Source organism: Pseudomonas sp. p99-361, assembly GCF_003935475.1.
Classification (GTDB): Bacteria; Pseudomonadota; Gammaproteobacteria; order Pseudomonadales; family Pseudomonadaceae; genus Aquipseudomonas; species Aquipseudomonas juntendi.
The window spans coordinates 17185-41873 of record NZ_RHQO01000044.1 but is presented as its reverse complement, the minus strand read 5'-3'; the positions used below and the strand labels follow the sequence as shown (position 1 = coordinate 41873).

The window sequence follows — 24689 nt, the reverse complement described above, 5'->3', positions numbered from 1 at the left end:
CGCTGACGACTCATGGCACCTCCTATTTGGGCCTCATTATGAGGCTTGGAGGTGTCTACGAAACCAGGGGCGATTCAGGGTTCTTGTTCATCAAGCTGATATTCTGCGCTCGGCGGTGGTCTTCATGCATGCCATGCTTGAAGATTGCTTGAGAACAATAGCAGCTCACTATCTGCCTCTAGCCGGTGAGGATTTTTTGAATAAGATCCCTCTGCAGGGTCTGAATTCTTCAGGGAAACCTGAAAAATTTCATCTGGGAGAACTGCATAAATTAAAGGGTATGACCGTCGATCAACTAATCGCAGGCTCCGTTAGCTCCTATCTTGATAGAACTACCTTCAATAATGTATCTGATATCGTTAGCCTTCTTAAATTCATGAACAAAGATGCGTCCCAGTTTTCTGAGTTTTTCCCGTCGCTTGAAAAGATGATCAATAGAAGACACGAGATCGTACACAGAGGTGACAGAACAGAGCGCCCAGGCAAGGGTAAGCAATACGCCAATTCTATTCGGCTGTCGGACGTAGAAAAATGGGCTGCGCAGTCCAATTTGTTTCTAGAGAGAGTATTTGTCTCGCTCGCAGATGAGGGGACAGTGATGAAGGTGCGCTTTGTAGACTTGTGATTAAGCTATTGCCTGAAGTCACCAAGCCTTGTTAATCAAATAATTTAACAAGGCAGAAATGGCCTCAGCGACTAACACCCGAGCGATAGCTTTTACATTAACGTAAGGCGAACAGGGTGTGGGATGGATGCACTGGACCCGATCTGGCTGAGAGAAAATACAGGATCATACGTCGAGTCCTAGGCCGCTTTGAACCTATGGCAACCATTCGCGACTGGCGGCAATCCCCGCAGCCTACTCTATTTCGAGCGCGGCGCGCATTCTGTGGGGATGGTTTTTCCGCGAACCAAGCGGCGCGGTGCATGGCATCGGCTATGATGGTGTTCGTACCGGTCGGCGCTCCGATAAATCCGCTCCTAGAGAGATTGCTGTTGGCATCAAGGACTGCCTCGAGTCGGGTGCCTTCACTTGCAAGCGGCATCAATCAAGTCAGGGGCCATTCCATTCAGCTGTGACTGACAGGTCACGATGGCATGATTGAGAATGGCGTTTACAGCTGGTGGTGCGGCACAGCCTGCATTAATGACGCGGGTCGCTTTCCTGCTTGTGACTTTTTTTGCATCAAGGTGCGCTGCTCAGTCCCTCTACTCGAATGGCGCTTGCCACAGGGTAAAACCATAACCGGTTCGGCAGTACACGGGGCCGTGTGCTCGTAACGCGAATTCAACAGCGGGGTGAGGATGAGGGTGAGATCCGAACGGGAAAGCACAGAAAACGCTGAACTCAGGGGCGATCACCTCAGCTACTTCATCGCTCCAACTGGTCCTAGCACCATGGTGCATGACCTGGAAGACCTGGATGCAATCAATGCGGGATTGACCAAGGTAATTCACAAGCTGTTCAAGCTGCCGGCTTGTACTTAATGAGCCGTCACCTGTGAGCAGCAGTGATTTCGCCCCGCCTACTCTGGCGCGACGGTGGAACCAGTGCCAATAGTAGGGGTAGCGGATTTTGTTCAGAAGCTCCCAATGAGCCGGCGTCAGTTCATTCGATGTATTGTAGGCGTATCCTTCGGTGGCCGTGCAGTTGATCGGACCTGCATATACGAATAGTGAGATCAGATTTCTTAGGCGGGGGGAGGCGCCAAACGTCTTGTTGTAGATCCGCTCCATAGATGCTTTAACCGCCCCACGATTGCCCAGGTATGCAGGGTCAAGAAGAGTGGATGTAAGTTTCCCGATGGCTTTTTGGAAGGGAACGGTGGCATGTACTTTTAGATAAGAATCGTTGTAGGGGATAAACTCCCAGATGCCCTTGATGTTGAACCGTGTGGAGGGGCTGAGCCACTCGACCGGGTAGTTGCCAGCTATGTAGCCTTCATCCACAATGGTGGGGCGTCGGAGTGGCGGTGGCTCAATAAAAACGCCATCGTCTGATGTGATCGGTAATATGTCCTGGTTTTCAGGCATTTGAACACTGGCCGGCAAAACTACGGCTACCCGTTCAACATTTATGTTTTGTGCCGAGGCGATATACTTCACGGGGTCGATGACGAAAAGTTGCCAATCGCTAAATGTGCTTGCCCTTACCTCCATCGCGATACTTATTCGTAAGCCCAATGGGATGTACGGGAGCACTAGGCGACCCACCTCGAATTTGGCTAGAAGTTCCAATAGGCCGTTGATGTGATCTCTATCGAAATGAGAGATGAAAACCATGTCCAATTTCGGCGCTCGTTTAGGGCGAGATATCGTCACCGAGTGAGACAGCTGGTCAATTTCCTTAGTGAGATCGACCTGATGCTTTTTCAGATAAGTGCCGCAGTCAAAAACCCACCAATACGGGTCAGCCCCTTCAAGTTGAAACACGCCACTTGTGAACAGACCTTGTCCGACAGGATGGAAGTTGTAGCCGGAATACCAATTTTTCACCAAACGTCCCTGAGATAGCTTCGTCTGATGTCATTTTGACATAACGGGGGGTTCCTGACAGCTTCTTTCGGATCGCTCATGGCCTTTCTGCGCATCAAGCGTTCGGGTCTCGGGCGGGTTCGAGAGGCTGGCAATCCAGGGCACGTACAGTTATAGAGTGCCTGCCGGGCTCCACGGGTTTAGGCCCCGCGCTTAAGTAGATGCGGTACGAAAGGAGGTCGCACAAGAACCGCTTGGGGGACGGGCCAGTCCTTCATTTCCACGGTTGAGCGTAGTATTCGAAGTTCAACGATCGAAAAAATGGAAAATTTGCGGAGCGACTAGGGGTGAATCCTGCGACCTTGATTGTCTTGATGTAAGTCGGTCAGGAGGGAGATGTGAGCGTAGATTTCTGTTATTGCCATTGCTTTAAGAGTCAGTGATCCTACGCTCAGACGCTAAGGTGATGGGAAGCTATGGCTGGCGATGCATTTTGATTTTTAAAAGTTACCGAAACGAGTCTTTTGGCTTAAGCGCTTTTGGCTCAGGAATGAGCTTTTAATTTAGTTATCTGAAGTCCGACATTTACGGCGCTGATGGCCATCACACGAAGTTCAAAACCTTGGTATTTAATCACGTGGCCCACTTCTACGCCGTCCAGTGCTAGGTTGGCTTGACCTGGGCTTCCAATGGACAAAAATGCAGTGTAGCGTGACGGCGAATTGACGTAATTGGTGGCTCTCACCGAGATAAATAACTGATCATCGAGTGCCGCAGTGGTTTGACCTGTTGGTACTAGAAGGCTCATGCCCGCCGAACCGCCCTGCTCTGCAGGTAGATGTTCTAAATAAGTCATATCTGGGGGGCAATTTTCACGAGAAACGACTGCTTCAAGCTTCCGCGCAGGAAGCTTAAGTGAGTCCGCGCTTCGCTGGAGGTCCAGCTTGAGCGTAGTGATTTGTTCGCGCGCGCTACTTAGCTCGTGCTGACTGACCTCTAACTGTGCCTTGTAGAGGTCGGTGATAGCTTGGTTGCTATCTCTACCTTCTGCTTTCCCGGCTACGTACACGACGAAGAATCCGCCAATCGCCACGGCGACCACCACGTTTAATCTGTTGAAAATTTCCTTGTAGCTCATTTATGTTCCTTGAATTCGAAGGTGTTGCGAGATCTGCGTTGATCTGTTGAGGCGTCGTCGCATCGCTATTCTGAACAGGGGTAGGTGGGAATTCGAGTGGCGGAATGTCCTAGGCTTGATGTATGAATGCCACTAATAATTTTTTATGATGCTCCCGACGCCTTTGCCTCGTGTTATATCCACTTTTTTCTTCGCTTGGGCGCACCGCACGCAACGTATTCAAGGGTGCTCCCGGGTTCTCGTCAGTGACCCGGCTGCGGAAGGGGCTTATAGGAGATTACCGATGAGTGATAGAACAGCGCCCTCGAGCGCCCGTCCGCCGGGGGGCGTTTTCCTCTCGCGCTATGCCACTGTGCTGAAAGCGGTGGACGCCCGATACGACATTCGCGGCTATGTATTAGCTCGGATGGTCAGGCTTTGCCTGAAGAATCGCGGTACAGTACCACTTGCACTGCGTGACCAGTATGCGCAGTACGCGCAAAAAAAAGCTTTTGTATTCTTGGAAGGTTGTGCCGTCCAATTACTGTTCGGTCCGGCAGGTCGCTTCTCGCCGCATGAATACCGTTACCATGTGAGTGTGGATTCGTAGGTGCGCTAACTCACTTCCGTGCTGAGACCTTCGCGCAGCTGCTTTAGTGCTTCACACCGTCAAAGATTGCTGGACGTGTGGGCGCCGCGTTAGATGGGAACAGCCATAGGGCAGGGGGCCGAAGGCCTTCCTCTTGCTGCAATCCGAGCAAAATTCTCACCCGATCGTCGCTAACATGACGAGGGGCACTGGTTGGCGTTCTGACCGTTGGCCGAATACGCCGTGATTGTTGAAAACCTGAAGAACGTTCGACGATTTGCCGAATCTTAATCTTTTTGCGAGAGCTAGCCTCCCGTGACCGGTGGAAAGAAAGCAATGTCGTCGCCGTCGCACAATGGCGTGTCCAGTGAGCACAATTCCTGGTTGCGCGCACACATCAGGTTGGCCTGGCCAAGGGTTTCCATCCATGGGCCACCACGGTTGACTAGCCGTCCGTGCAGGTCGCGCAGACTGGCCAGCGAGGGCTCCCATTGCAGCGTCTCGCCCTCGCTGCCGAGCAGTTCACGATAGCGGGCGAAGTAGTTTACTCGGATCATGGCGCGACCTCGGCTTGGTACTGGCCAGAGCGACTGTCTGACTTGCGCGGCAGGCGCAGCCAGTCGACCTGTAGGGTCAGTTGCTGACCCAGGTTGGCCAGACTGGTCAAGGGGATGGATGAATCGGGTGTGTCGTTCACGTGAGCTCCAGAGGCGTGGGGGTGGGCTGCAGTTGCGGGTAGAGCAACAGCCGGGCTTCGTCGAAGCATTGCTGGGCCAGGGCCGAGTGTGGTTCGCTGCGGCGCAGCAGCAGGCCGACCGGGGCGTGGATGCTGGCATCGGAGATCGGCAGGATATGGATGTGCTCGCTCAGGCCTTCCAGGCCGTGGTCCAGCGGCATGATTGCGCAGCACAAGCCAGCGCAGACGCCTTGCACCAGCTGATAGGTGGAGTCGCTGTCAAGGATCGACTTCGGATGCAGACCACGGCTGCGGAAGCTCAGGTCGATCGACTGGCGGTAATGCATGCCCTGGGACAGCAACCCTAGAGGCAAATCGGCGATGGCTTCCCAGGTTAGGCTCGGGCCGTCGAAAGCGAACTGCCGAGTGTCGTACAACAGGCCCATGCGCGTGGCGCCGAGCTCGATCACGTCGAAGTGATTGCGATTGATCTGGTCGAGGTAGCAGATGCCCAGGTCCAGCTGGTTGCGGATCAGGCCGTCGGTCACCTGTTCTGAACTCAGCGACGAGAGCTGTACCTGAAGTTGCGGGTAGCGGATGATCAGCGGCTTGAGCAGGTCCATCAGGTTGAAGCCGGACAGCGGCACCATACCAATGCGTAGGCTGCCGACAATGCGCCCACGGCAGTTGGCAGCCTCGGCCTGCAGGCCGTCGTAGGCGGCCAGCAGTGTCCGGGTCCAGGCGAGTATCCTCTCGCCAGCCTGGGTGAAGCCCTCGAAACGCTGGCCGCGGTTGACCAGCATCAGACCCAGTTCATCTTCTAGGTTGCGCAGGCGCATGGACAAGGTCGGCTGGGTAATGTGGCACAAGGCAGCGGCCTGACCGAAATGTCGGGTCTGGTCCAGGGCAATCAGGAACTTGAGCTGTTTGATATCCATGGGGCGCCTTGCTGATTGGGTTTGAAAAATACGAAATCATCGAGGCGTGGCACTTGTGCAGGTGATCGCTGCCAGGCCTTCAAGGCATCGAAAAGTAAAATGAAGTTTAAATATCGTCCAATGGGAAATAGCGAAGAATTGATAGAGCGTACTGATGAGGCAGTGTGATAGAGGTCGCTTATTATGTATTGGGTATTATCGATTGGACACGTTATCTACGGCGTTCTAGTTTCTCGGGCGTATTGTCGAATTATCAGAGTGCAAGAAGATGAGTGCCAAACCCGATGCCGTGTTCGTTCCGCTGAATATTGCTGTGCTGACGGTCAGCGATACCCGTACGTTTGAGACCGATACCTCCGGTGAACTACTGGCCAGTCGAGCCGTGGGCATGGGGCATCGTCTGGTGGCCAGGGAGCTGCTCAGAGACGATCTGTACAAGATCCGCGCCCAGGTCGCTGGCTGGATTGCCGATGAGGGGGTGCAGGTTGTGTTGATCACTGGTGGCACTGGCTTTACCGGACGCGACAGCACGCCGGAGGCGGTCAGTTGCCTGCTGGACAAGCACATTGATGGCTTCGGCGAGTTGTTCCGCGCCCTGTCGATCCTTGATATCGGCACCTCCACGGTACAAAGCCGTGCCCTTGCAGGCTTGTCTAACGGCACCCTGGTGTGCTGCCTGCCGGGTTCCACCGGTGCCTGCCGCACTGCCTGGGAGGGCATTCTGGTCGAGCAACTGGACGCCCGGCATCGCCCGTGTAACTTCGTACCTCACCTGACGGTGGCCAACCTGTGCGGGAGACGTTCGTGAGCGCTTTAATGGCGGTCGACGAAGCCTTGCGCCAGCTTTTGGCGACGGCCAGGAGGACGCCGTTTACAGCGTGTGAACTGGTCTCGCTGCGCCAGGCCGACGGCCGCGTGCTGGCCGAGGATCTGCGCGCAGCTATCGACCTGCCACCTTGGACCAACAGCGCCATGGATGGCTACGCGATGCGACTTGACGATCTGGCGACCCAGCCGTTGTCGGTGTCGCAGACCGTGTTCGCCGGCCAGGCCCCTGGCCCGCTACAAGCGGGCAGCTGTGCGCGCGTGTTTACCGGAGCGCCCATTCCGGCGGGAGCCGACTGTGTGCAGTTGCAGGAGAACTGCAGGCTCGATGAGCAGGGGCGAGTGAGCTCGCTGACTACATTGCGGCTTGGCGACAATATCCGGCCGCAGGGTAACGAGATTCGTGCCGGCGCCCCATTGCTGGCTGCTGGCACTGTACTTAACCCGATTGCCCTGGGGGTGCTGGCCTCGCAAGGCATCAGCCGGGTGTCAGTGGTGAGCCGACCCAAGGTGGCATTATTATCCAGTGGTGATGAGCTGGCAGAAGAGGGCGCGATCCTCGGTCCGGGGCAGATCTTCGACAGCAACCGCGTGGTGCTGGCTGCGCTGCTCGACCGCCTGGGGTGCGAGGTAATCGATCTGGGACGTGTGCCTGATGATCCTGCGCTGCTGCGTGCGGCCCTAACCCAGGTCGCAGGTATCGAGCTGATCATCAGCAGCGCTGGGGTGTCGGTGGGCGATGCCGACTGCATCGGTGCGCTGTTGCGTGAGGCCGGCGAGGTGAAGTTGTGGAAGCTGGCGATTAAGCCGGGCAAGCCCTTTACCTTTGGGCATGTCGGCACCATACCGCTGCTGGGGTTGCCGGGCAACCCAGGGTCGGCCCTGGTCACGTTCCTGCTGTTGGCGCGGCCCTATTTGCTGGCGCGCATGGGGGTAGCACGATTAGAGCCGATGCGTGTGCCGGTGGTGGCGGGATTCTCCTGGTCCAAGGCAGGCAAGCGTCAGGAGTATCTGCGGGTGCGACTCGACGGCGGTAGGGCGCGCTTGCTGGAAAACCAGAGTTCGGCGACCTTGCTCAGTGCGGTTCAGGCCGACGGATTGCTGGAAGTGCCGGCGGGCGAGACATTCGAGGCGGGGGATGTGCTCGATTTCCTCTCATTTGATGGCGTGTTCTAGCTGGGATGATCGATGGAATTGCCGGGGCCGCGGTGCGCCCCCCGGCAATCTGGCGCCGAGCAGAACGGCACCTAACCTTCACAGATCAAAGCAACGGCAACGTATAGCTGACAATCAGGCGATTTTCATCTTGATCCCGTTGCGCCGCATACCCGGGCACCGTGCCTGCAGGTAACCCACTGCGCAGGGTGGCATTCTTCCAGGCCAGCCCAAGTCCCTTGAACGGCCCGGAAGGCGTGACATAGCTGAGCGCGATATCCCGCTCCCATTCGCTGCGGTCAGAGTGGGCCGTATAGATCGAATCCCCCTTCAGATACAACACGCTGAAGTTGAGCCCCGGTACACCAGCCGCCGCGAAGTCGTAGGTGTACCGTGCCAGCCAGGTCCGCTCCCCCGCCCGGTTGAACTTGAGCAGCTGCGCATCGGTGACCAGGTAGGTGCTTGTGCCCTCGCCATCGCCTCGGTTCAGATAAGGAAAGTCGCTGTCACCGGTCAGCACCTGATACCCCGCCCCCAGGCTGTGCCCGCTCAGGCTGTAGGTAAACATGCCGCTGTACACCTGGTTGTCCACCTCGCCCTTGGTCACGTTGCCACCGTAGTAGCCGCTGCTCAGGTAGTTGTCCTGGCGCCCGGCGGCGCTGGCGTTCTTGCCGTCGCTGTCGCTGAGGAACACCCGCAGGTCGGTCTTCAGGTTGCCCTGTCCCAGCGGCAGGTTGTGTACCAGGCCGAAAAAGTGTTGTTTGTAGAAGTCGTCCAGCTCGCCGTAGTAGTACTGCAGCACCAATTGCTTGCTGGCCTTGTAGTCGGCGCCGGCGAAGTAGAAGTGGTTGCTGTCGCGGCTCTTGGCGGTGCTGCCATTGGCCCCTGCGATGCTCAGGGCGCGCAGGTCGGTGGAGTTGCGCCCGCGGGTGTGCTCCAGCTGGCCGGCGGTCAGGGTCAGGTTGGCGAAGTCGTTGGACGTCAGTTGGGCGCCTTCATAGGTCAGCGGCAGCAGGCGGGCATCGTTGGACACCACCACCGGCAGCTTCGGCTGCAGGGTGCCGTAGCGCAGCTCGCTGCGAGCGATGCGCATCTTCGCGGTCAGCCCGAGGCTGCTGAACTCATCCACCGCCGAACCATCGTGCTCCAGCGGGAAGATCGTGCCGGGCTGGCGTTCGACGTTGGCCTTGCCGGCCCTGCCGCCACCATCCAGGCGCACGCCCAGAAGGCCTAGGGCGTCGACGCCGAAGCCGACTGTGCCCTGGGTGTAGCCTGAGGTGTAGTTGAGCATGAAGCCCTGGCCCCATTCGTTCTGCTTGCTCGGCGCGGCGCTGCCATTGCGGTTGTCGGTGTCGATGTAGAAGTTGCGCAGGGTCAGGCTGGCCTTGCTGTCTTCGATGAAACCGGCGGCGTGGCTGCACAAGGGCGCGAGGCCCGCCAGGGTGGCCAGGGACACGGCCACGGAGAGGGTGGTACGTTGCATGGGTGCTGCTCCATTGTTGTGATGGGTTGACGCGCACGCGAACGCCGCCGGCCAGCGGTGCTGGCCGGGGCGGGCAGGGTGTTAGGGGTTCAGCTGAGGATGTGGTCCACCGGCTGCAGCGCCGGCGGTAGCTCGGTACAGCCCAGGGCGCCAAGCACGTCGCGCTCGACGATGCGCACGATGGCGTCCAGGGGCAGGTCGTTCTCGTCGCGGCCGAACGGGTCTTCCAGTTCGTCGCTGATGGCGTCCAGGCCGAAGAAGGTGTAGCTGACGATGGCGGTGAACAGCGGCGCCAGCCAGCCCAGTGGCTCGGCCATGGCGAACGGCAGCAGCACGCAGAACAGGTAGATGGTACGGTGCAGCAGCAGGGTGTAGGGAAAGGGCAGCGGCGTGGCCTTGATCCGCTCGCAGGCCGCCTGCGCCTCGGACAGACCCTTCAAGCGCTGTTCCAAGGTCATGTAGCGCCATTCGCTGATTTGCTGATACTGGGCCAAACGCGAGATGCGTGCGCCGAGCGATTGCAGGATGCCGTCGCTGAGGTTATGCGGCGGCAGGCTGGCGGCATCGTCGACCCATGGCGTCGCGGCCTTGAACTCATCCTCGCCGCGCAGCCGTGCGCCGAGGGCATGGGTGTAGCCGCACAGTCCGCGCAGCAGCAGGGCGCGCTGCTCGGGGTTGGCTATCACGCAGCTGGCACGGATGAAGGAACGCACCTCGATGACCACCTGGCCCCAGGCCTTGCGGCCCTCCCACCAGCGGTCGTAGCAGGCGTTGTTGCGAAAGCTCATGAAGATCGACAGCGAGATGCCCAGCAGGGTGAAGGGCGTGGCATTGACCTTGGCGTAGAAGGCCGGGTGCAGGGTCTCCACCAGCACGATCAGCGAGGCCAGCGCGCTGACCATCAGGATGCGCCGGGCGATGCGCCGGGCAATCGAACCCTTGAGGGTGATCAGCACGTTCAGCAGATTGGGTTTGGCGTGGACGATCATGGCAATACCTGCGGGTTCATCAGGCGAAGTTGGAGCGCGGCAGCAGACTAGAAAGTGCAGGTAGCATCGTCCAATCATATTTAATGACCACTTGATCGGTAATCTCTATCACGGCCGGGTGATAGAGATTACCGATGAAGTCTTAATTACTTTCAATTTGACGCTAGTACATCGTGAAAATAGCCTGCACGGGTCAGCAGTGTCGAAGTAGATTATTTGAACTCAATGGAACTTCGAACTTGTTAATTAGCCTGCCGCGACCAAGGGTGATCCTGATGAGCGACGAAGAACATATTAGAAGTTACAACGGACCGGCCGCCGGCTGGGGCGCGCTGATAGGTGTGACCAAGGCCTGGTTGGGCAGCGAGAACGCCGTCAAGAACGTCCGTGCGATGCTCAAGACTAACCAGAACAACGGTTTTGACTGCCCAGGCTGTGCGTGGGGCGAATCGCCCGAGAACGGCATGGTCAAGTTCTGCGAGAACGGCGCCAAGGCGGTCAACTGGGAAGCCACCGGCCGTTTGGTCGACCCCGACTTCTTCGCCCGGTACAGCGTCAGCGCCTTGCTCGAACAAAGCGACTACTGGCTCGAATACCAGGGCCGCCTGACCCACCCGATGCGCTACGACGCCAGCACCGACCATTATGTCGAGATCAGCTGGGACGAGGCCTTCGCCCTGATCGCCAAGCACCTGAACAAGCTCGAGTCGCCCGACCAAGCCGACTTCTACACCTCGGGCCGGGCCAGCAACGAAGCGGCGTTCCTCTACCAGCTGTTCGTGCGCACCTACGGCACCAACAACTTCCCCGACTGCTCGAACATGTGCCACGAGGCCAGTGGCCTGGGCATGTCCAGCACCGTCGGAGTGGGCAAGGGCACCGTGGTGTTCCACGACCTGGAGCTGGCCGACGCGATCTTCGTCATCGGCCAGAACCCCGGCACCAACCATCCGCGCATGCTCGAACCGCTGCGCGAGGCAGTGGAGCGCGGCGCCCAGGTGGTGTGCTTCAACCCGCTCAAGGAGCGTGGCCTGGAGCGCTTCCAGCACCCGCAACACCCGTTCGAAATGCTCAGCAACGGCTCCGAACCGACCAACACCGCGTACTTCCGCCCCGCCCTTGGCGGCGACATGGCGGCCATCCGTGGCATGGCCAAGTTCCTCCTGCAGTGGGAGCGCGAGGCCCAGGCCAACAGCATGCCACCGGTGTTCGATCACGCCTTCATCAAGGCCCACACCACTGGCATGGACGACTACCTGGCACAGGTGGACGCCACCTCCTGGGAGCACATCGTCGAGCAGTCGGGCCTGAGCAAGGCCGAGATCGAGCTGGCCGCGCGCATGTACCGCAAGGCCGAGCGGGTGATCATGTGCTGGGCCATGGGCGTCACCCAGCATCGCCACTCGGTGCCGACCGTGCAGGAGATCGTCAACCTGCAGCTGCTGCGCGGTAACGTCGGCCGCCCGGGCGCCGGCCTGTCGCCGGTGCGCGGCCACAGCAACGTGCAGGGCGACCGCAGCATGGGCATCGACGAGAAGCCGCCGACCTGGCTGCTGGACAATATCCAGCGTCGCTTCGGCATCGAAGTGCCGCGTGGCCATGGGCACAACGCCGTGCTGGCGATCCAGGCCATGGAAGAGCACCGCACCAAGGTGTTCATCGCCCTGGGCGGCAACTTCGCCCAGGCTACCCCGGACACCCCGCGCACCCACGCGGCGCTGCGCAACTGCGACTTGACCGTGCACATCTCGACCAAGCTCAATCGCTCGCACCTGGTCACCGGCCGCGATGCGCTGATCCTGCCGTGCCTGGGCCGCACCGAGATCGACATCCAGGCCGACGGGCCGCAGGGCGTCACCGTGGAAGACACCTTCAGCATGGTGCACATCTCCCATGGCCAGCTCAAACCGCGCTCGCCGCTGCTGCGCTCGGAGCCGTCGATCATCGCCGGCATGGCCAAGGCTACGCTGGGCGACCGGCCGATCGACTGGGACTGGGTGGTGGCCGACTATGCACGCATCCGCGACCTGATCGCCGATACCATTCCCGGGTTCACCGATTTCAACGCGCGCCTGGAGCACCCGGGCGGCTTCTACCTGGGCAACGCCGCCGCCGAGCGTGAGTGGAACACGGCCAGCGGCAAGGCCCAGTTCACCGCCAGCCAGCTGCCGGTGCAACTGGTCAACGAGACGGTGCTGGCCCGTGGCGAGACGCCCGACCTGATTCTGCAGACCCTGCGCTCGCACGACCAGTACAACACCACCCTGTATGGCCTGGACGACCGCTACCGCGGCGTGTTCGGCCTGCGCGAAGTGGTCTTCGCCAACCCGGCCGACATCCAGCGCCTGGGCTTCGCCCCCGGTGACAAGGTGGACATGGTGTCGCTGTGGGAGGACGGTCTGGAGCGTCGGGTCAGCGGCTTCACCCTGGTGGCCTACGACATCCCTGCCGGCCAGGCGGCCGCCTACTACCCGGAGACCAACCCGTTGGTACCGCTGGAAAGCTATGGCGACCAGACTTTCACGCCGACCTCGAAGTTCGTCGCCATTCGCCTGGAGCACGCGCAAGCGGATGCGTTGATTCACGCCGTCAGCGCATAACTCTCGACCGTTCAAATCAATCGACGGCAGGCCCCTCGGGCATGCGGCGCCGCACTGGCCGCCGCCCGGGAGGGACCTGCCTGTCCACAAGGATATCGTCATGTCGAATCTGAGTGCACTGGACCTGGCAAGGCTGCAATTCGCCTTCACGGTCTCGTTCCACATCATTTTCCCGGCCATCACCATCGGCCTGGCCAGCTTCCTGGCCGTGCTCGAAGGCTGCTGGCTGAAAACCGGCCATTCGGTCTACAAGGATCTCTATAAATTCTGGTCGAAGATCTTCGCCGTCAACTTCGGCATGGGCGTGGTCTCTGGCCTGGTCATGGCCTACGAGTTCGGCACCAACTGGGCGCGCTTCTCCGACTTCGCCGGCAGCGTGACCGGGCCGTTGCTCACCTACGAGGTGCTTACCGCGTTCTTCCTCGAAGCGGGCTTCCTCGGGGTGATGCTGTTCGGCTGGGGCAGGGTGGGGCGCAAGCTGCACTTCTTCGCCACGGTGATGGCGGCCATCGGTACGCTGATCTCGATGTTCTGGATTCTCTCCTCGAACAGCTGGATGCAGACCCCGCAAGGCATCGAGATCGTCGATGGCCGGGTGATGCCGCTGGACTGGTTCAAGATCGTCTTCAACCCGTCGTTCCCGTACCGCCTGGCGCACATGGCGCTGGCCGCGTTCCTCTCCACCGCGTTCTTCGTTTCGGCCTCCGCGGCCTGGCACCTGCTGCGCGGGCGCAATACGCCGCAGATCCGCAAGATGCTGTCGATGGGCATGTGGATGATCCTGGTGGCAACGCCGGTGCAGGTGGTGGTCGGTGACGCCCACGGCCTGAACACCCTGGAGCACCAGCCGGCGAAGATCGCCGCCATCGAGGGCCACTGGGAGAACAAGCCGGGCGAAGCCACGCCGCTGGTGCTGTTCGGCCTGCCGGACATGGCCGCCGAAACCACCCGCTACAGCTTCGAAGTGCCGTACCTGGGCAGCCTGATCCTGACCCACAGCCTGGACAAGCAGATCCCGGCGCTGAAGAGCTTCGCCAAGGAAGACCGTCCCAACTCGACGATCATCTTCTGGAGCTTCCGGGTCATGGCCGGCCTGGGCATGCTGATGCTGGCCTGCGCGCTGCTGGCCCTGGCGCTGCGTCGCAACGGCGCGCTGTACCGCAACCGTGCTTTCCTCTGGTTCGCCTTGCTGATGGGGCCGTCGGGGCTGATCGCCCTGCTGGCCGGCTGGTTCACCACCGAAGTGGGCCGTCAGCCCTGGGTGGTGTACGGCATGCTGCGCACCACCGAAGCGGCTTCCAACCACAGCGCCGTGCAGATGAGCATCACCCTGGCGGCCTTCGTGGTCATCTACTTCTCGGTGTTCACCGTGGGGATCGGCTACATGATGCGCCTGGTGCGCAAAGGCCCGACCGCGCACGAGGAACTGCCGAGCCCCGACCAACCGGAATCGCTGGCCACCGCGCGTCGCCCGCTGTCCGTCGCCGACTGAGAAGGAACAGGCACATGGCAATTCAAGGTATCGACCTTTCGGTCATCTGGGGCGTGATCATCGCCTTCGGGCTGATGATGTACGTGATCATGGACGGCTTCGACCTGGGGCTGGGGATTCTCTTCCCGCTGATCAGCGATTCGAGCGATCGCGACGTGATGATGAACACCGTGGCACCGGTGTGGGACGGCAACGAGACCTGGGCGGTGCTCGGCGCAGCGGCGTTGTACGGCGCCTTCCCGCTGGCCTACTCGGTGATCCTCGAGGCCCTGTACCTGCCGCTGGTGCTGGTGCTGGCCGGCCTGATCTTCCGCGGCGTGGCCTTCGAGTTCCGTTTCAAGGCCCACCCGAACAAGCGTCACTTGTGGGACAAGGCGTTCATAGGCGGCTCGGTGCTGGCGACCTTCTTCCAGGGCGTGGCCATTGGCACCTACATCAGCGGCATCGCCGTGGTGGACCGCCAGTTCGCCGGCACTGGCTGGGACTGGGTGGCGCCGTTCCCGCTGTTCTGCGGCGTCGGCCTGCTGCTGACCTACGCGCTGCTGGGCAGCACCTGGCTGCTGATCAAGACCGACGGCATGCTCGAGTCGCGCATGCGCCACTACAGCCGCCCGCTGACCTACCTGCTGGCGCTGGTGATCGTGGTGATCTGCGCCTGGACTGCCTGGCTGCATGACGACATCGCCCAGCGCTGGTTCGGTGCCAGTCACTGGCTACGCTCGGTGCTGATCGCGGTGCTGGCAGTGCTGGCTGTGGTGGTGATCCAGAAGACCCTGCGCATGCGTCACTCGCACATGCCGTTCATTGCTGTGGTGGGGCTGGTGTTCCTGGGTTACCTGGGGCTGGCGATCAGCATTTGGCCGAACATCGTGCCACCGAGTATCACCCTGTGGCAGGCTGCCGCGCCGTTGACCAGCCAGCTGTTCGCTTTAATTGGCGCGCTGTTCATCATCCCGATAATTCTGGGCTACACCTTCTGGAGCTACCACGTATTCCGCGGCAAGGTGCAGGCGGGGGATGCCTATCACTAGGAGTCGAGCGGTGAAGAACGCAGGTGCAGGGACAAATACCTGCATCTGCGTGCCTAATTGCGATGCTTCTGTTGTTCGGCCCTCATTGATGGCCTGGCCATATTCCGAACTTTTAAAACTGTATCAAGGATAGCGTTTCTATGGATCATCATGAAATTGAACCCCAGGCGGTAGACGGTGCGGTTACCCGCAGCGCAATCTTCCTGGTGGCAACGCTCAATCCTGGCAATGACAGCCGCGACCGAGTACATGACCTGTGCGCCGATCTTGGCGGGCTAGTTCGCTCGGTCGGCAAACGGGTGCCGCGCGGTAACCTGTCTTGTGTCATCGGCTTCGGCGCGGCGGTCTGGGACAGTCTGTTCGGTACCCCGCGACCGGCTGGCCTGCATGCTTTCCGTGAGTTCGGCAGTGGCGAGCGCAAGGCCGTCGCCACGCCGGGTGACCAAATTGTTTGCTGTCGATCCTAACAAGCTCAGGCTCAAAAGTGCTTTGGCCAGCTTCCAAACAGATTCAAGAATGGAGTCGCCATATCAAATGGCTGAATTTTGGGTGGCAACCGTTCTAGAAGCCTACCAACTCAGCGCAGCACCAGGAATCGAACATTTTTGGGCTCAGCTTAGCCCCGATCAGCAAGGGCGAAGGCTAATTTTTACTCCGTATTGCAAGGCGCTTTTAGCACGTCGAGACTCCTTTACTGTCAAAAAGATCCTCGCCCGCTACAAGGAAATCAATCACGCGACAATGGCCGAGCTTGGGATTGATGATTTGATATCCGCGCTAGCTGAGATCGAGAAGGATGCTCCATCGACAAAGGACTTCATGCTGCTCATGATCGAGAGTGGCCAACGGTCTGTCGCGCAGCTGCGGCAACATTACAACCAGATCATTGCGAAAGACTTTGAAGGCTACGTGGAGGTGGTCAAGCCAGACCTGGCCCCTCATGAATATCTCAGAGACACCATGCTCGCCGTCGCAGGCGAACTCGTCCTTCGCAAACGTAACCTTCAAGTTGGGTTCAAGGATACCGAAGGGAATGTGAGTTTTGACGGCATGACCCTGGAGGATTGGATCAACGATTGGTTCGTATCACTGTTCGATCAGCGAATGTCGCATGCTAAACTCTCCTTGCGAGATCAAAAGCGCGGCGGGCATTCGGCTTCTGGTAAAGGTCCAGGAGAGATTGACGGCTTCATCACTTCAAGTGACAGCAGGCGAGTGGGGATTTTCGAAGCGTTCCGCCTCTTCTCTGTAGACACTACGACAATTGGAGACCACCTCAACAAAATTGCGGGGTATGACGGTGAGTCTCTCAGCCCTGTGGTGATGGTCGGTTATTGCGATGTTAAGAACTTTGCAAACCTCGTGAAAGGCTATAATTCCTACGTTTCAAATCAGGCATATACTGGTTATACAATCAGTGACGGAGCTCCTAGTGCATTGAGAGTGCTCCATGATGTAGATCATATTTGGCTAGCGAGCGAGACCCGGCGCAGAGGAGGTAAAGACATAGTCTTCTACCATCTTTTGATCAATCTGCACTTCTCTCCGACAGTTGAAATCCCAGAAAGCGGAAAGCAAGGGGCGTCAGTACCTCCGGTTAAAAGGGCTCGCCGCGCGCGTACTACTCAGATCTACAAAAACCCTCACAACGGTGAAATGGTTGAAACCAAGAGCGGCAACCATAAAATCCTCAAGGCTTGGAAAGGTGAGTATGGTGGCGATGTGGTTAAGTCTTGGCTAGTTCAATAAGCTACCAGATTAACGCGACAGCCACTCCAATGGAGTGGCTTGTTTTGCGATCTGGTGGTGAACGCTCGATGAACAGACCTTTCATAATCCCCTAAAGGCAATTGTGTTCGTTTACTTTCTAGCAGGCGCTATCACTCCTGTCGTCAATATCAAGCGCCAGCGAAGCCATCCTAATCTTGAGATCAGCAGGATTATGGGTGATGTGGATGTAATTGGTTGATGTTTTTTGCGGTCTCCTATATGGATTTTATAGGTTAAACAGTTGATTTGGTCGGCTCTTTTGGGGAAAGATTATTTCGATCTTTGTTAATGCCTCCTATATGTTTTCGTCTAAAATGTTTAATTGTTTTTTGCGAAGATTAGATAGCCCAAAGGAATTTTTTCAAAAAACAGCCTTGACAGGGCTTTGTTCCCGTCTATCATTTAAGTTCCGTGGTGCGAAAAGTAAAGGAAGACTGAGCACTTAAAGCTAGTTAACGTTAGCTGAAGGGGTGTTTGCGATGGCCGGTAATAAAAGCGTCGTCTATCATGGGACCCGTGATCTTCGGGTTGAAACAGTTCCTTATCCCAAGCTTGAGCACAATAATCGAAAGCTTGAACATGCGGTGATTTTAAAGGTTGTATCAACAAATATTTGTGGTTCAGATCAACACATTTATCGTGGGCGCTTTATCGTTCCTAAAGGTCACGTGCTCGGGCACGAAATTACTGGGGAAGTGGTAGAAAAGGGCTCGGATGTCGAATTAATGGACATCGGCGATTTAGTGTCTGTGCCTTTTAATGTTGCGTGCGGGCGGTGCCGCAACTGTAAAGAGGCGCGATCTGACGTTTGTGAAAATAACCTGGTCAACCCAGATGCGGATTTAGGTGCCTTTGGCTTTGACTTGAAAGGGTGGTCTGGTGGTCAAGCTGAGTATGTTCTTGTTCCTTATGCTGACTATATGCTGCTCAAGTTTGGTGATAAAGAACAGGCGATGGAAAAAATAAAAGACCTGACGCTTATCTCAGATATTCTACCGACAGGTTTTCACGGTTGCGTTTCTGCTGGAGTGAAGCCAGGTAGCCATGTTTACATTGCAGGTGCAGGTCCAGTAGGACGTTGTGCGGCGGCGGGGGCGCGACTGTTAGGAGCGGCATGTGTGATCGTGGGCGACCAGAATCCTGAGCGCCTGAAGCTGCTATCTGATGCCGGTTTTGAAACGATCGACTTACGTAACTCTGCACCGCTGCGCGATCAGATTGATCAGATACTAGGTAAGCCGGAAGTCGACTGTGGTGTAGATGCGGTTGGTTTTGAAGCACATGGCCTTGGTGACGAAGCTAATACTGAGACGCCTAACGGTGCCCTAAATAGCCTCTTTGATGTAGTCCGAGCAGGTGGCGCAATCGGAATTCCGGGTATTTATGTAGGGAGCGACCCTGATCCTGTTAATAAAGATGCAGGGAGCGGACGCTTGCATCTTGACTTCGGCAAGATGTGGACAAAATCCATACGGATTATGACTGGAATGGCACCAGTGACAAACTACAATCGCCATCTGACCGAAGCAATACTTTGGGATCAAATGCCTTATTTGTCCAAGGTGATGAATATTGAAGTGATTACACTTGATCAAGCACCGGATGGGTATGCGAAATTCGATAAGGGGTCTCCCGCTAAGTTTGTTATCGATCCGCATGGCATGTTGAAGAATAAATGAGCTAGCATTTGAGGTGTTTCGCGAATGGCGATGCTCTGGCAGTATTGTTAACGGGCTAAAATGAGTGTTTTGTAGTGAGTGAAAGCCTGCCCCACTAAATTTGTGGGGCAGGCCGTAAGATCCAGGTGCTCGCACCGTTCAGTCATTCATACTACCCATAGAACTGCCGCTCCCTAATTACTGGGAGAGGCAAGGCTCTTGACAAGCAGGGCCTTTATAAGGCTCGTGAAGTTAATTCGTTGTTCACTGGCTTCCGGTAATTTCTGGTTGTTTGTCAATGGTTAGCTGAGTATGCAGTTTATTGGCTGTCGCAGAGGGGGAAGATTTTTGCAGTCCAGCGCACCTAGTATGTCCCGCTCGATGACTCGAACCATTGCATCTGTAGGAAGGTCATTTTCTTCTCGTCCAAAAGGATCTTCAAGTTCGTTACTAATGGTGTCTAGTCCCAAGAAGGTGTAACTTACGATAGCGGTGAACACGGGGGCCATCCATCCAAGGGGCTCTGCCATCGCGAAAGGCAACAAGATGCAAAATAGATAAATGGTCCGATGGAGCAGTAGGGAGTAAGGGAACGGAATTGGGGTGGTTTTGATACGTTCGCAAATGCCCTGTACTTGTGTAAGCGCATTCAGTCGTTCTACTAGTACCAAGTATCGTACATCGCTAATCATTTTATCGGTGGCCAAGCGAGAGCACGTGGCTCCGATATGTTGCAAAATGTGATCGCTGACATTGTGACTAGAAGTTAGTGTATCGCTAGAAAGCCATGAGCTAGCTGCTTGAGCCTCATGCTCATTGCGAAGTTTGGCATTTAGAGCATGTGCGAACCCACAGAGACTGCGCAGTATGTCTTCTCTAAGAGATTGGTCAGATATGGCTGCACTCTCGCGTATAAATGAGCGTATCTCAATGATCATCATACCCCATGCTTTGCGTCCTTCCCACCAACGATCATAGCAGGCATTATTGCGGAAGTTCATGAAAATAGAAAGGGATAGGCCAAGTAGGGTGAATGGTGTTGCGCTAACATGTAAAAAATATTCAGGATGACGACTCTCGATCAAAACTATCAAGGACGCCAAGATGGCAATCATCAGGCATCGTGTCGCGATGCGTCTAACAATGGATCCTTTGAGTGTAAAAAAAAGGCCTAATACACCAGGGGTAGGTTGGACAATCATGATTTTTCCTTTTCAGTGGCTGGAATTTCTCAATGCACGATAGCTGTCGCTTGACGTCCAAAGTGCATAGGCGTGTGTTAGGTTTTCAGTTGTGGTGTGATGGGGCATCGCGTTTGTTTGGATCCCCAAAAAGCTTGAATAGCTCCTGGCTGTGACACATTCAGGTTTTTCCAAGTAAAGCATACGATTGTGCAGTGTTCGTCGCACCTAGTCATTGAAAAAATTGTTCGTAAAGAGTGAGGCAGCTCAAAGGGGAGCGAGTGGCTATCGTTTTTATTCGCGTGGCCCCTGGAAAAACGCATTGCGTAGGTCTAGCTGGCTAGGCGAGGGTGCTCTCTGATGAGGGCGCGGAACTGCTGATGTTTGTTTTAAGCTGAGCTAGAGCGTGTTGGCGAGCGCACCATCAATCGGTTTTCTCTATCATTGAGACGTTAAACTCGCCGTGACTTTTTGCCTATCGGGGGGGGGGAGGAGCCGAACGCTATCAAAAAACCATTGGAGGGGCCGCAACTGACGCAAAGATCGCTTTTCAACCGAAAGAGTGGAATAAAGGGGGGATCGATCTACGAAGTCATTGAGGAGTTAGCTGGGAGTGAGGCAGTGAAGCATGGGGTGTACGCCGCAATTGCGACCTGCACCCCATTCATTAGGCTTGGTGGATCTCCACCGTCAGATGCCGTATTTCATGAACCGGTAGCAACCGTTCACGAATAGTTGCAACATTGGTTACTCCACCAACGACGCTGACGATAACCGCGTAAGCGTCGGGTCCTACGCGCCAAACATGCAGGTCGCAGATCTGGACATCACCCGGTTGTTCAAGGAAGTCGCGGATTTCCTGCACTATGTGGTCATCGGTTTTGTCCAGGAGGACGCCGGAAGTCACTTTCATTAGATTCCATGACCAACGCCCAATAACCATAGCCCCCACAATACCCATCACAGGGTCGAACCAGCCCCACCCAAGGTATTTGCCCGCCAACAATGCCACGATTGCCAGCACCGAGGTCAGGGCATCGGCAAGGACGTGTACATAGGCCGACCGCAGATTGTTATCCCCGCTGCTGTGCCCAGGAGCGTGATCGTGAGGATGGTTATGTCCGTGATCATGGTCGTGCCCGTGCCCGTGCCCCAACAGCAGTGCGCTTACGATGTTCACCAGCAAGCCAATTACCGCGATGCCGATAGCCATGCCGAACTGGACATCATTGGGTTGAAACAGACGGACGACTGACTCGGCACCGACTGCCAGGGCAACCAGGCCCAAGATGAGCGCCGAAGCAAATCCACCAAGGTCACCGACTTTGCCGGTTCCGAAGCTGAACTGGGCGTTATTGGCGTGGCGTTTTGCGTAAGCATACGCGGCTGCCGCTATACCGAGCGCACCAGCGTGCGTGGCCATATGGAAACCATCAGCAAGCAGCGCCATCGATCCAGTGATGTAGCCAGCGGCAATCTCACCCACCATCATCACAACGGTCAGTAAGACCACCCCAAGCGTGCGCTTGGCATTCTCTTCATGAGAGGCACCGAGAAAAACATGATCGTGGGGTAATGTTGAGGTGCTCATTGGTTGGATGTCCGAGATCATTTCGAATACCGCTGAATCGCTTCTAGGAGTTCTTCCATTCCCTTGCTGCGCTCTTCATCAGTAAGGGAAGGGGCTGCCACATGAGCCCAGGCATGGTCCTTGATTATCTCGTCCAGGAGTCCGTTCATCGCGCCTCGGGCCGAAGCCACGAGAAAAAGTGTTGCTGCGCAGTCCGCCTCATCCACCAGTGCTTTTTCGATTGCTTGAACCTGCCCGGCAATACGTTTGACGCGTTTGAGCAGCGCCCCTTTCTCGGCTGCAAGATGGCTCATCGTATACCCCCCTACCTATATAAGTGGCGCAGAGAATGGCATACCCCACCCCCCTATTCAAGGGGCTACATTCTGAAGGCAAGAGCTTGAGACGAATGGCTTAGTTTATGAGGCTTTCAGCCGTCATCCGGAGGAAGTGAAGATAGAGCCGTCCTTGGCTTTGGCCGCCCGCGAGCACTTCTAGATTAATCTCGCGCCTTTCGCCGGTTTGAGGGAAAGGCTGACTTCGTTTTTCAACGTCTCGTTGCGACTCTTCAGCGACAGCATCTTGCTGCGTATTTCCTTGAGCTGGCCAATCATAGTGGTCACGGTGCGACGCTGCGTGTCGCCCGCGTTACCGCAGGCCTTGGCCTGTTCCGGACTGAGGGCAGTGTTTTCGGGACTTTTGGGACATTGAGCATCTGGCGCAGCCATCCAGGACATACCGATGATCATCACGATCTTCAGCAGAACCGCAGGTACCAGTCATTTCAGCAAGCCATAGCTCTAATGAACGACGGCCTTCAGTGCTGGAAGTAGTAGAACGTGCTTCAGGTCGCCTCCGCAGGTGATGAGGTGGACGAAGGAGGTGTCCTCGGGCATGCCGTGCGGTTCTGTTACTTGTGCAGGAAGGTAGCGCGTACAGCGTGATTAGATGGCGCGGGTCCAACCCGGCCTTGGCCGGTCCGCAGTAGACGATCTTCACCGCCGTCACCTAATAATCATCCAGCCGCCAAGCCGCTAGTCCCTTGATGAACACGTGATGGGTCGACAGGAGTTTGCTTAGTCCAGAGAACTTACCCTGCGGCATACTCCGGGCAAGCGCACCACCGTGCGCAGTGGCACATAGTTTCGGCTCGGTGACGGCGTCTGGGCAACGATCCTGATTGGCCCCAGCGACTAGCTAGTAATCGCGCTGGAAGAAATTCGATAGTGAAACAACGGTTTGGTCGATATCGAACCGGAGGCGCTTTCCACGAATCCATGTTCGGATAGTCCCTAGGTTCGAGCTTTTGCTCCTGGATAGCATGAGAAAGACCGGCAGCTTGTAAACGGTGAGGGGCGGGATTCGATACTGCGAGAGGATTAGGCAAAAAGGCGGCACTTACCATGTAACGCTTCCTCATACGAAAAATTAATCTAACCCCATGCAGCAAGGAGGTCCTTCTGCGGGGTCAGCAGCGCACATCGTAGCTGCGGCACCCACAACTCACATAGTCTCTGGAGTTGCCGCCATGAAATCCATCAAATCAGTAGTTATCAGCGTCGCTATCGTGGCATTCAGTGCGAACACCTTTGCGGCGTACAGCCAAAAAGAACAGACTCTGATTGGCCAGTCGCGTAGTGGCGTTGTGAGCGCTCCCATTTCGGAAAACGGTTCCGATCGCACCCCAGGTTCCCAGCGTGTAGCTGAAGGTGGTTCCGATCGCACCCCAGGTTCCCAGCGTGTAGCTGAAGGTGGTTCCGATCGCACCCCAGGTTTCCAGCGTGTAGCTGAAGGTGGTTCCGATCGCACCCCAGGTTTCCAGCGTATAGCTGAAGGTGGTTCCGATCGACTGAATGTACAAGCTAAGCGGTCGTAGGCTCGTTCCACTAAATTTAGGCCCGGCTTTGCCGGGTCTTTTGTAGTTCCAAATCAGTAGGGATCGATACAGGAGTCGCGACAGGGTAGAGCTAGAGGGCACCAGCAATTCCACCGCAGATGACGTCGCCTTGGAACGTCCTCTCGCTCCCGAAACGATGGAAGCACTGAAGCAGGAATAGCCTACTCGAAACCCACGTTCCTAATCGCAGGCTGGGGGTTCAGGCGAATTGACCACCGTGCAAATAGCCGCCTGCATTGACTCCATATAGACCGCCGTTTCCCGATAGATTTGGCTGAAGATTGGGCCTAGGTCGCTTTGGAGCTTTGCGACCGACGCAAATTGAGTCTTGTTGGTGTCATTCGGCAAAGAGACTGAGATTGGCCTCATTGCGTCAGCAATACGTCCCATCCGTTGATCGAGCGAAGGGTGCGTCGCTGACTGTAGAGGGTGATAAATTGTTCCAGACTTCCCGGTCATAACTTCACAAACGAACTTGCGGGCTTTCGCTTCGACAGTAGCCTCAGGCGTAGGGAACTCCGTTGGCACAAAGGTCTCATGCACCACTGGGCGACTAATGAATTCCTGCGCCAGCGAGGATTGCTGCCATGCGTTGGCTGCCAGAACGAGCTGATCAACATTCCACAGAAGCGAGCCACGATGCGAGAAGAGCGGCTCCCGATACGGCGGCTCTGGCAGCAGTAGCTTCATTACGTCTAGGGCATAGGCATCAGCATCCTCCTCCCTTTTGGTTGAGACCGGGTCGCATGAGTCTTGCAGTGCTTGAAGCTTGGCTTCGCGATCTTGAGCTAGTTCGAGTTGAGCGACTCGACCTTCGTACTCGCCAGCCTGCCGTTGATAGACATGGCCAAGCTCATGAGCGAGCACATACAGCAGCGCCGGATTGGCTCGACCCAGTTTTTCACCGATATCTCCAAACAGCGCCACCGCACTTGAAGAGCAACGAAGCTCTAGTCTCTCAGCAGCAACAATCAGACAGCCGCCACGTACGCTCAGCTCGTCTAAGGGGGCATCCTTCGTGACTGCTTGAGTAGCACAGCCATAAGCGTCAATTCCATCTGAATTGGCATTGGTAACGATATAGGCAGTTAGAGTACGTCCCTCAATTAACGCTGCCCGCGGGTTCACGACGACAGTATCGAAAGGCAGTGCCTTTCCGAGCTCCCGGTAGGCCTGGGCAGCTCGGTTAATGGTCTGTTCAACCAATGCGGCCGAAGAACTGTCCAACCGACAACCTGGAATC

22 protein-coding genes and 1 pseudogene are annotated in these 24689 nt (G+C 56.7%); 10 read left to right on the top strand and 13 right to left on the bottom strand.

Translation table 11 applies throughout. From position 1 onward, the window contains the following. Positions 1 to 625, top strand: a 625-nt coding sequence (locus EGJ22_RS18285; RefSeq protein WP_158619537.1) for a HEPN domain-containing protein, incomplete at its 5' end; no start/stop codon positions are given. A 584-nt stretch (positions 626 to 1209) separates the two neighbouring features. Here EGJ22_RS18285 and EGJ22_RS18280 read toward each other — a convergent pair. Together EGJ22_RS18280 and EGJ22_RS18275 are read right to left on the bottom strand one after the other, a co-directional pair. Beyond that, the gene (locus EGJ22_RS18280; protein WP_028697349.1) at positions 1210 to 2496 is read right to left on the bottom strand and encodes a hypothetical protein; all 1287 of its coding nucleotides are present in this window, start codon (positions 2494 to 2496) and stop codon (positions 1210 to 1212) included. 523 nt (positions 2497 to 3019) lie between these two features. After that, a complete protein-coding gene (locus EGJ22_RS18275; RefSeq protein WP_028697348.1) occupies positions 3020 to 3613 on the bottom strand; it encodes a hypothetical protein in 594 nt (197 codons plus the stop codon). 283 nt (positions 3614 to 3896) lie between these two features. Here EGJ22_RS18275 and EGJ22_RS18270 point away from each other — a divergent pair, with 283 nt between their 5' ends. Continuing rightward, positions 3897 to 4202, top strand: a complete 306-nt coding sequence (locus EGJ22_RS18270) for a hypothetical protein (RefSeq protein WP_080694524.1) — start codon at positions 3897 to 3899, stop codon at positions 4200 to 4202. Between the two features lie 284 nt (positions 4203 to 4486). On the opposite strand, the gene EGJ22_RS18265 is transcribed toward EGJ22_RS18270, so the two are convergent. The 3 genes from EGJ22_RS18265 to EGJ22_RS18260 are packed head-to-tail and all read right to left on the bottom strand — an operon-like array spanning position 4487 to position 5795. After that, positions 4487 to 4738, bottom strand: a complete 252-nt coding sequence (locus EGJ22_RS18265) for a MoaD/ThiS family protein (RefSeq protein ID WP_028697347.1) — start codon at positions 4736 to 4738, stop codon at positions 4487 to 4489. Continuing rightward, positions 4735 to 4878, bottom strand: a complete 144-nt coding sequence (locus EGJ22_RS26180) for a hypothetical protein (protein ID WP_177432068.1) — start codon at positions 4876 to 4878, stop codon at positions 4735 to 4737. Before EGJ22_RS26180 ends, EGJ22_RS18265 begins: the two co-directional genes overlap by 4 nt. Beyond that, positions 4875 to 5795 carry a LysR family transcriptional regulator gene (locus EGJ22_RS18260; protein WP_028697346.1) on the bottom strand — a complete coding sequence of 307 codons (921 nt, stop codon included), beginning with the start codon at positions 5793 to 5795 and terminating at the stop codon, positions 4875 to 4877. The genes EGJ22_RS26180 and EGJ22_RS18260 overlap by 4 nt, the downstream gene beginning before the upstream one ends. 268 nt (positions 5796 to 6063) lie before the next feature. Between EGJ22_RS18260 and moaB the strand changes: the two genes are divergently transcribed. Together moaB and glp are read left to right on the top strand one after the other, a co-directional pair. Further along, positions 6064 to 6603 (top strand): molybdenum cofactor biosynthesis protein B, encoded by a 540-nt coding sequence (moaB, locus tag EGJ22_RS18255; RefSeq protein ID WP_028697345.1) that lies wholly within the window; start codon positions 6064 to 6066, stop codon positions 6601 to 6603. A gap of 8 nt (positions 6604 to 6611) precedes the next feature. After that, complete coding sequence (gene glp / locus EGJ22_RS18250) at positions 6612 to 7796, top strand: gephyrin-like molybdotransferase Glp (RefSeq protein ID WP_033738193.1); 1185 nt, start codon at positions 6612 to 6614, stop codon at positions 7794 to 7796. Between the two features lie 85 nt (positions 7797 to 7881). On the opposite strand, the gene EGJ22_RS18245 is transcribed toward glp, so the two are convergent. Both EGJ22_RS18245 and EGJ22_RS18240 read right to left on the bottom strand, forming a co-directional pair. Then, positions 7882 to 9258 (bottom strand): OprD family porin, encoded by a 1377-nt coding sequence (locus tag EGJ22_RS18245; protein WP_028697343.1) that lies wholly within the window; start codon positions 9256 to 9258, stop codon positions 7882 to 7884. 89 nt (positions 9259 to 9347) lie between these two features. Further along, entirely contained in the window at positions 9348 to 10247 is a 900-nt protein-coding gene (locus EGJ22_RS18240) for a bestrophin family protein (RefSeq protein WP_053870420.1), read from the bottom strand. 275 nt (positions 10248 to 10522) lie between these two features. Between EGJ22_RS18240 and EGJ22_RS18235 the strand changes: the two genes are divergently transcribed. The 6 genes and pseudogenes from EGJ22_RS18235 to fdm all read left to right on the top strand — a co-directional run bounded on the left by EGJ22_RS18235 (position 10523) and on the right by fdm (position 18819). Then, entirely contained in the window at positions 10523 to 12847 is a 2325-nt protein-coding gene (locus EGJ22_RS18235; RefSeq protein WP_028697341.1) for an FdhF/YdeP family oxidoreductase, read from the top strand. 100 nt (positions 12848 to 12947) lie between these two features. Further along, positions 12948 to 14339: a cytochrome ubiquinol oxidase subunit I gene (locus EGJ22_RS18230; protein ID WP_028697340.1), complete on the top strand. Its 1392-nt coding sequence runs from the start codon at positions 12948 to 12950 to the stop codon at positions 14337 to 14339. 14 nt (positions 14340 to 14353) lie between these two features. Continuing rightward, the gene (gene cydB, locus EGJ22_RS18225; RefSeq protein WP_016974639.1) at positions 14354 to 15370 is read left to right on the top strand and encodes a cytochrome d ubiquinol oxidase subunit II; all 1017 of its coding nucleotides are present in this window, start codon (positions 14354 to 14356) and stop codon (positions 15368 to 15370) included. Between the two features lie 140 nt (positions 15371 to 15510). Beyond that, positions 15511 to 15834, top strand: a pseudogene (locus tag EGJ22_RS18220) (Dyp-type peroxidase domain-containing protein); the annotation flags it as partial. A gap of 70 nt (positions 15835 to 15904) precedes the next feature. Beyond that, complete coding sequence (locus EGJ22_RS26795) at positions 15905 to 17119, top strand: DNA binding protein (RefSeq protein WP_016974637.1); 1215 nt, start codon at positions 15905 to 15907, stop codon at positions 17117 to 17119. A 500-nt stretch (positions 17120 to 17619) separates the two neighbouring features. Beyond that, on the top strand, positions 17620 to 18819 hold the full coding sequence (gene fdm, locus EGJ22_RS18210; protein WP_016974636.1) for a formaldehyde dismutase: 1200 nt from the start codon (positions 17620 to 17622) through the stop codon (positions 18817 to 18819). A 281-nt stretch (positions 18820 to 19100) separates the two neighbouring features. Here the strand turns inward: fdm and EGJ22_RS18205 are convergent, their stop codons facing one another. From EGJ22_RS18205 to EGJ22_RS18180, 6 genes are all read right to left on the bottom strand, one after another. Continuing rightward, positions 19101 to 20000, bottom strand: a complete 900-nt coding sequence (locus EGJ22_RS18205) for a bestrophin family protein (protein ID WP_016974635.1) — start codon at positions 19998 to 20000, stop codon at positions 19101 to 19103. Between the two features lie 646 nt (positions 20001 to 20646). After that, positions 20647 to 21591 carry a CDF family Co(II)/Ni(II) efflux transporter DmeF gene (gene dmeF, locus EGJ22_RS18200; protein ID WP_016974632.1) on the bottom strand — a complete coding sequence of 315 codons (945 nt, stop codon included), beginning with the start codon at positions 21589 to 21591 and terminating at the stop codon, positions 20647 to 20649. Next, entirely contained in the window at positions 21588 to 21863 is a 276-nt protein-coding gene (locus EGJ22_RS18195; protein WP_016974633.1) for a metal/formaldehyde-sensitive transcriptional repressor, read from the bottom strand. Before EGJ22_RS18195 ends, dmeF begins: the two co-directional genes overlap by 4 nt. 180 nt (positions 21864 to 22043) lie before the next feature. Beyond that, positions 22044 to 22298, bottom strand: coding sequence for a hypothetical protein (locus tag EGJ22_RS18190; RefSeq protein ID WP_025999834.1), 255 nt, complete (start codon positions 22296 to 22298; stop codon positions 22044 to 22046). Between the two features lie 794 nt (positions 22299 to 23092). Further along, positions 23093 to 23410 (bottom strand): hypothetical protein, encoded by a 318-nt coding sequence (locus EGJ22_RS25995; RefSeq protein WP_158619536.1) that lies wholly within the window; start codon positions 23408 to 23410, stop codon positions 23093 to 23095. A gap of 216 nt (positions 23411 to 23626) precedes the next feature. Beyond that, positions 23627 to 24673, bottom strand: a complete 1047-nt coding sequence (locus EGJ22_RS18180; RefSeq protein WP_176717494.1) for a hypothetical protein — start codon at positions 24671 to 24673, stop codon at positions 23627 to 23629. Positions 24674 to 24689: the final 16 nt, after the last annotated feature.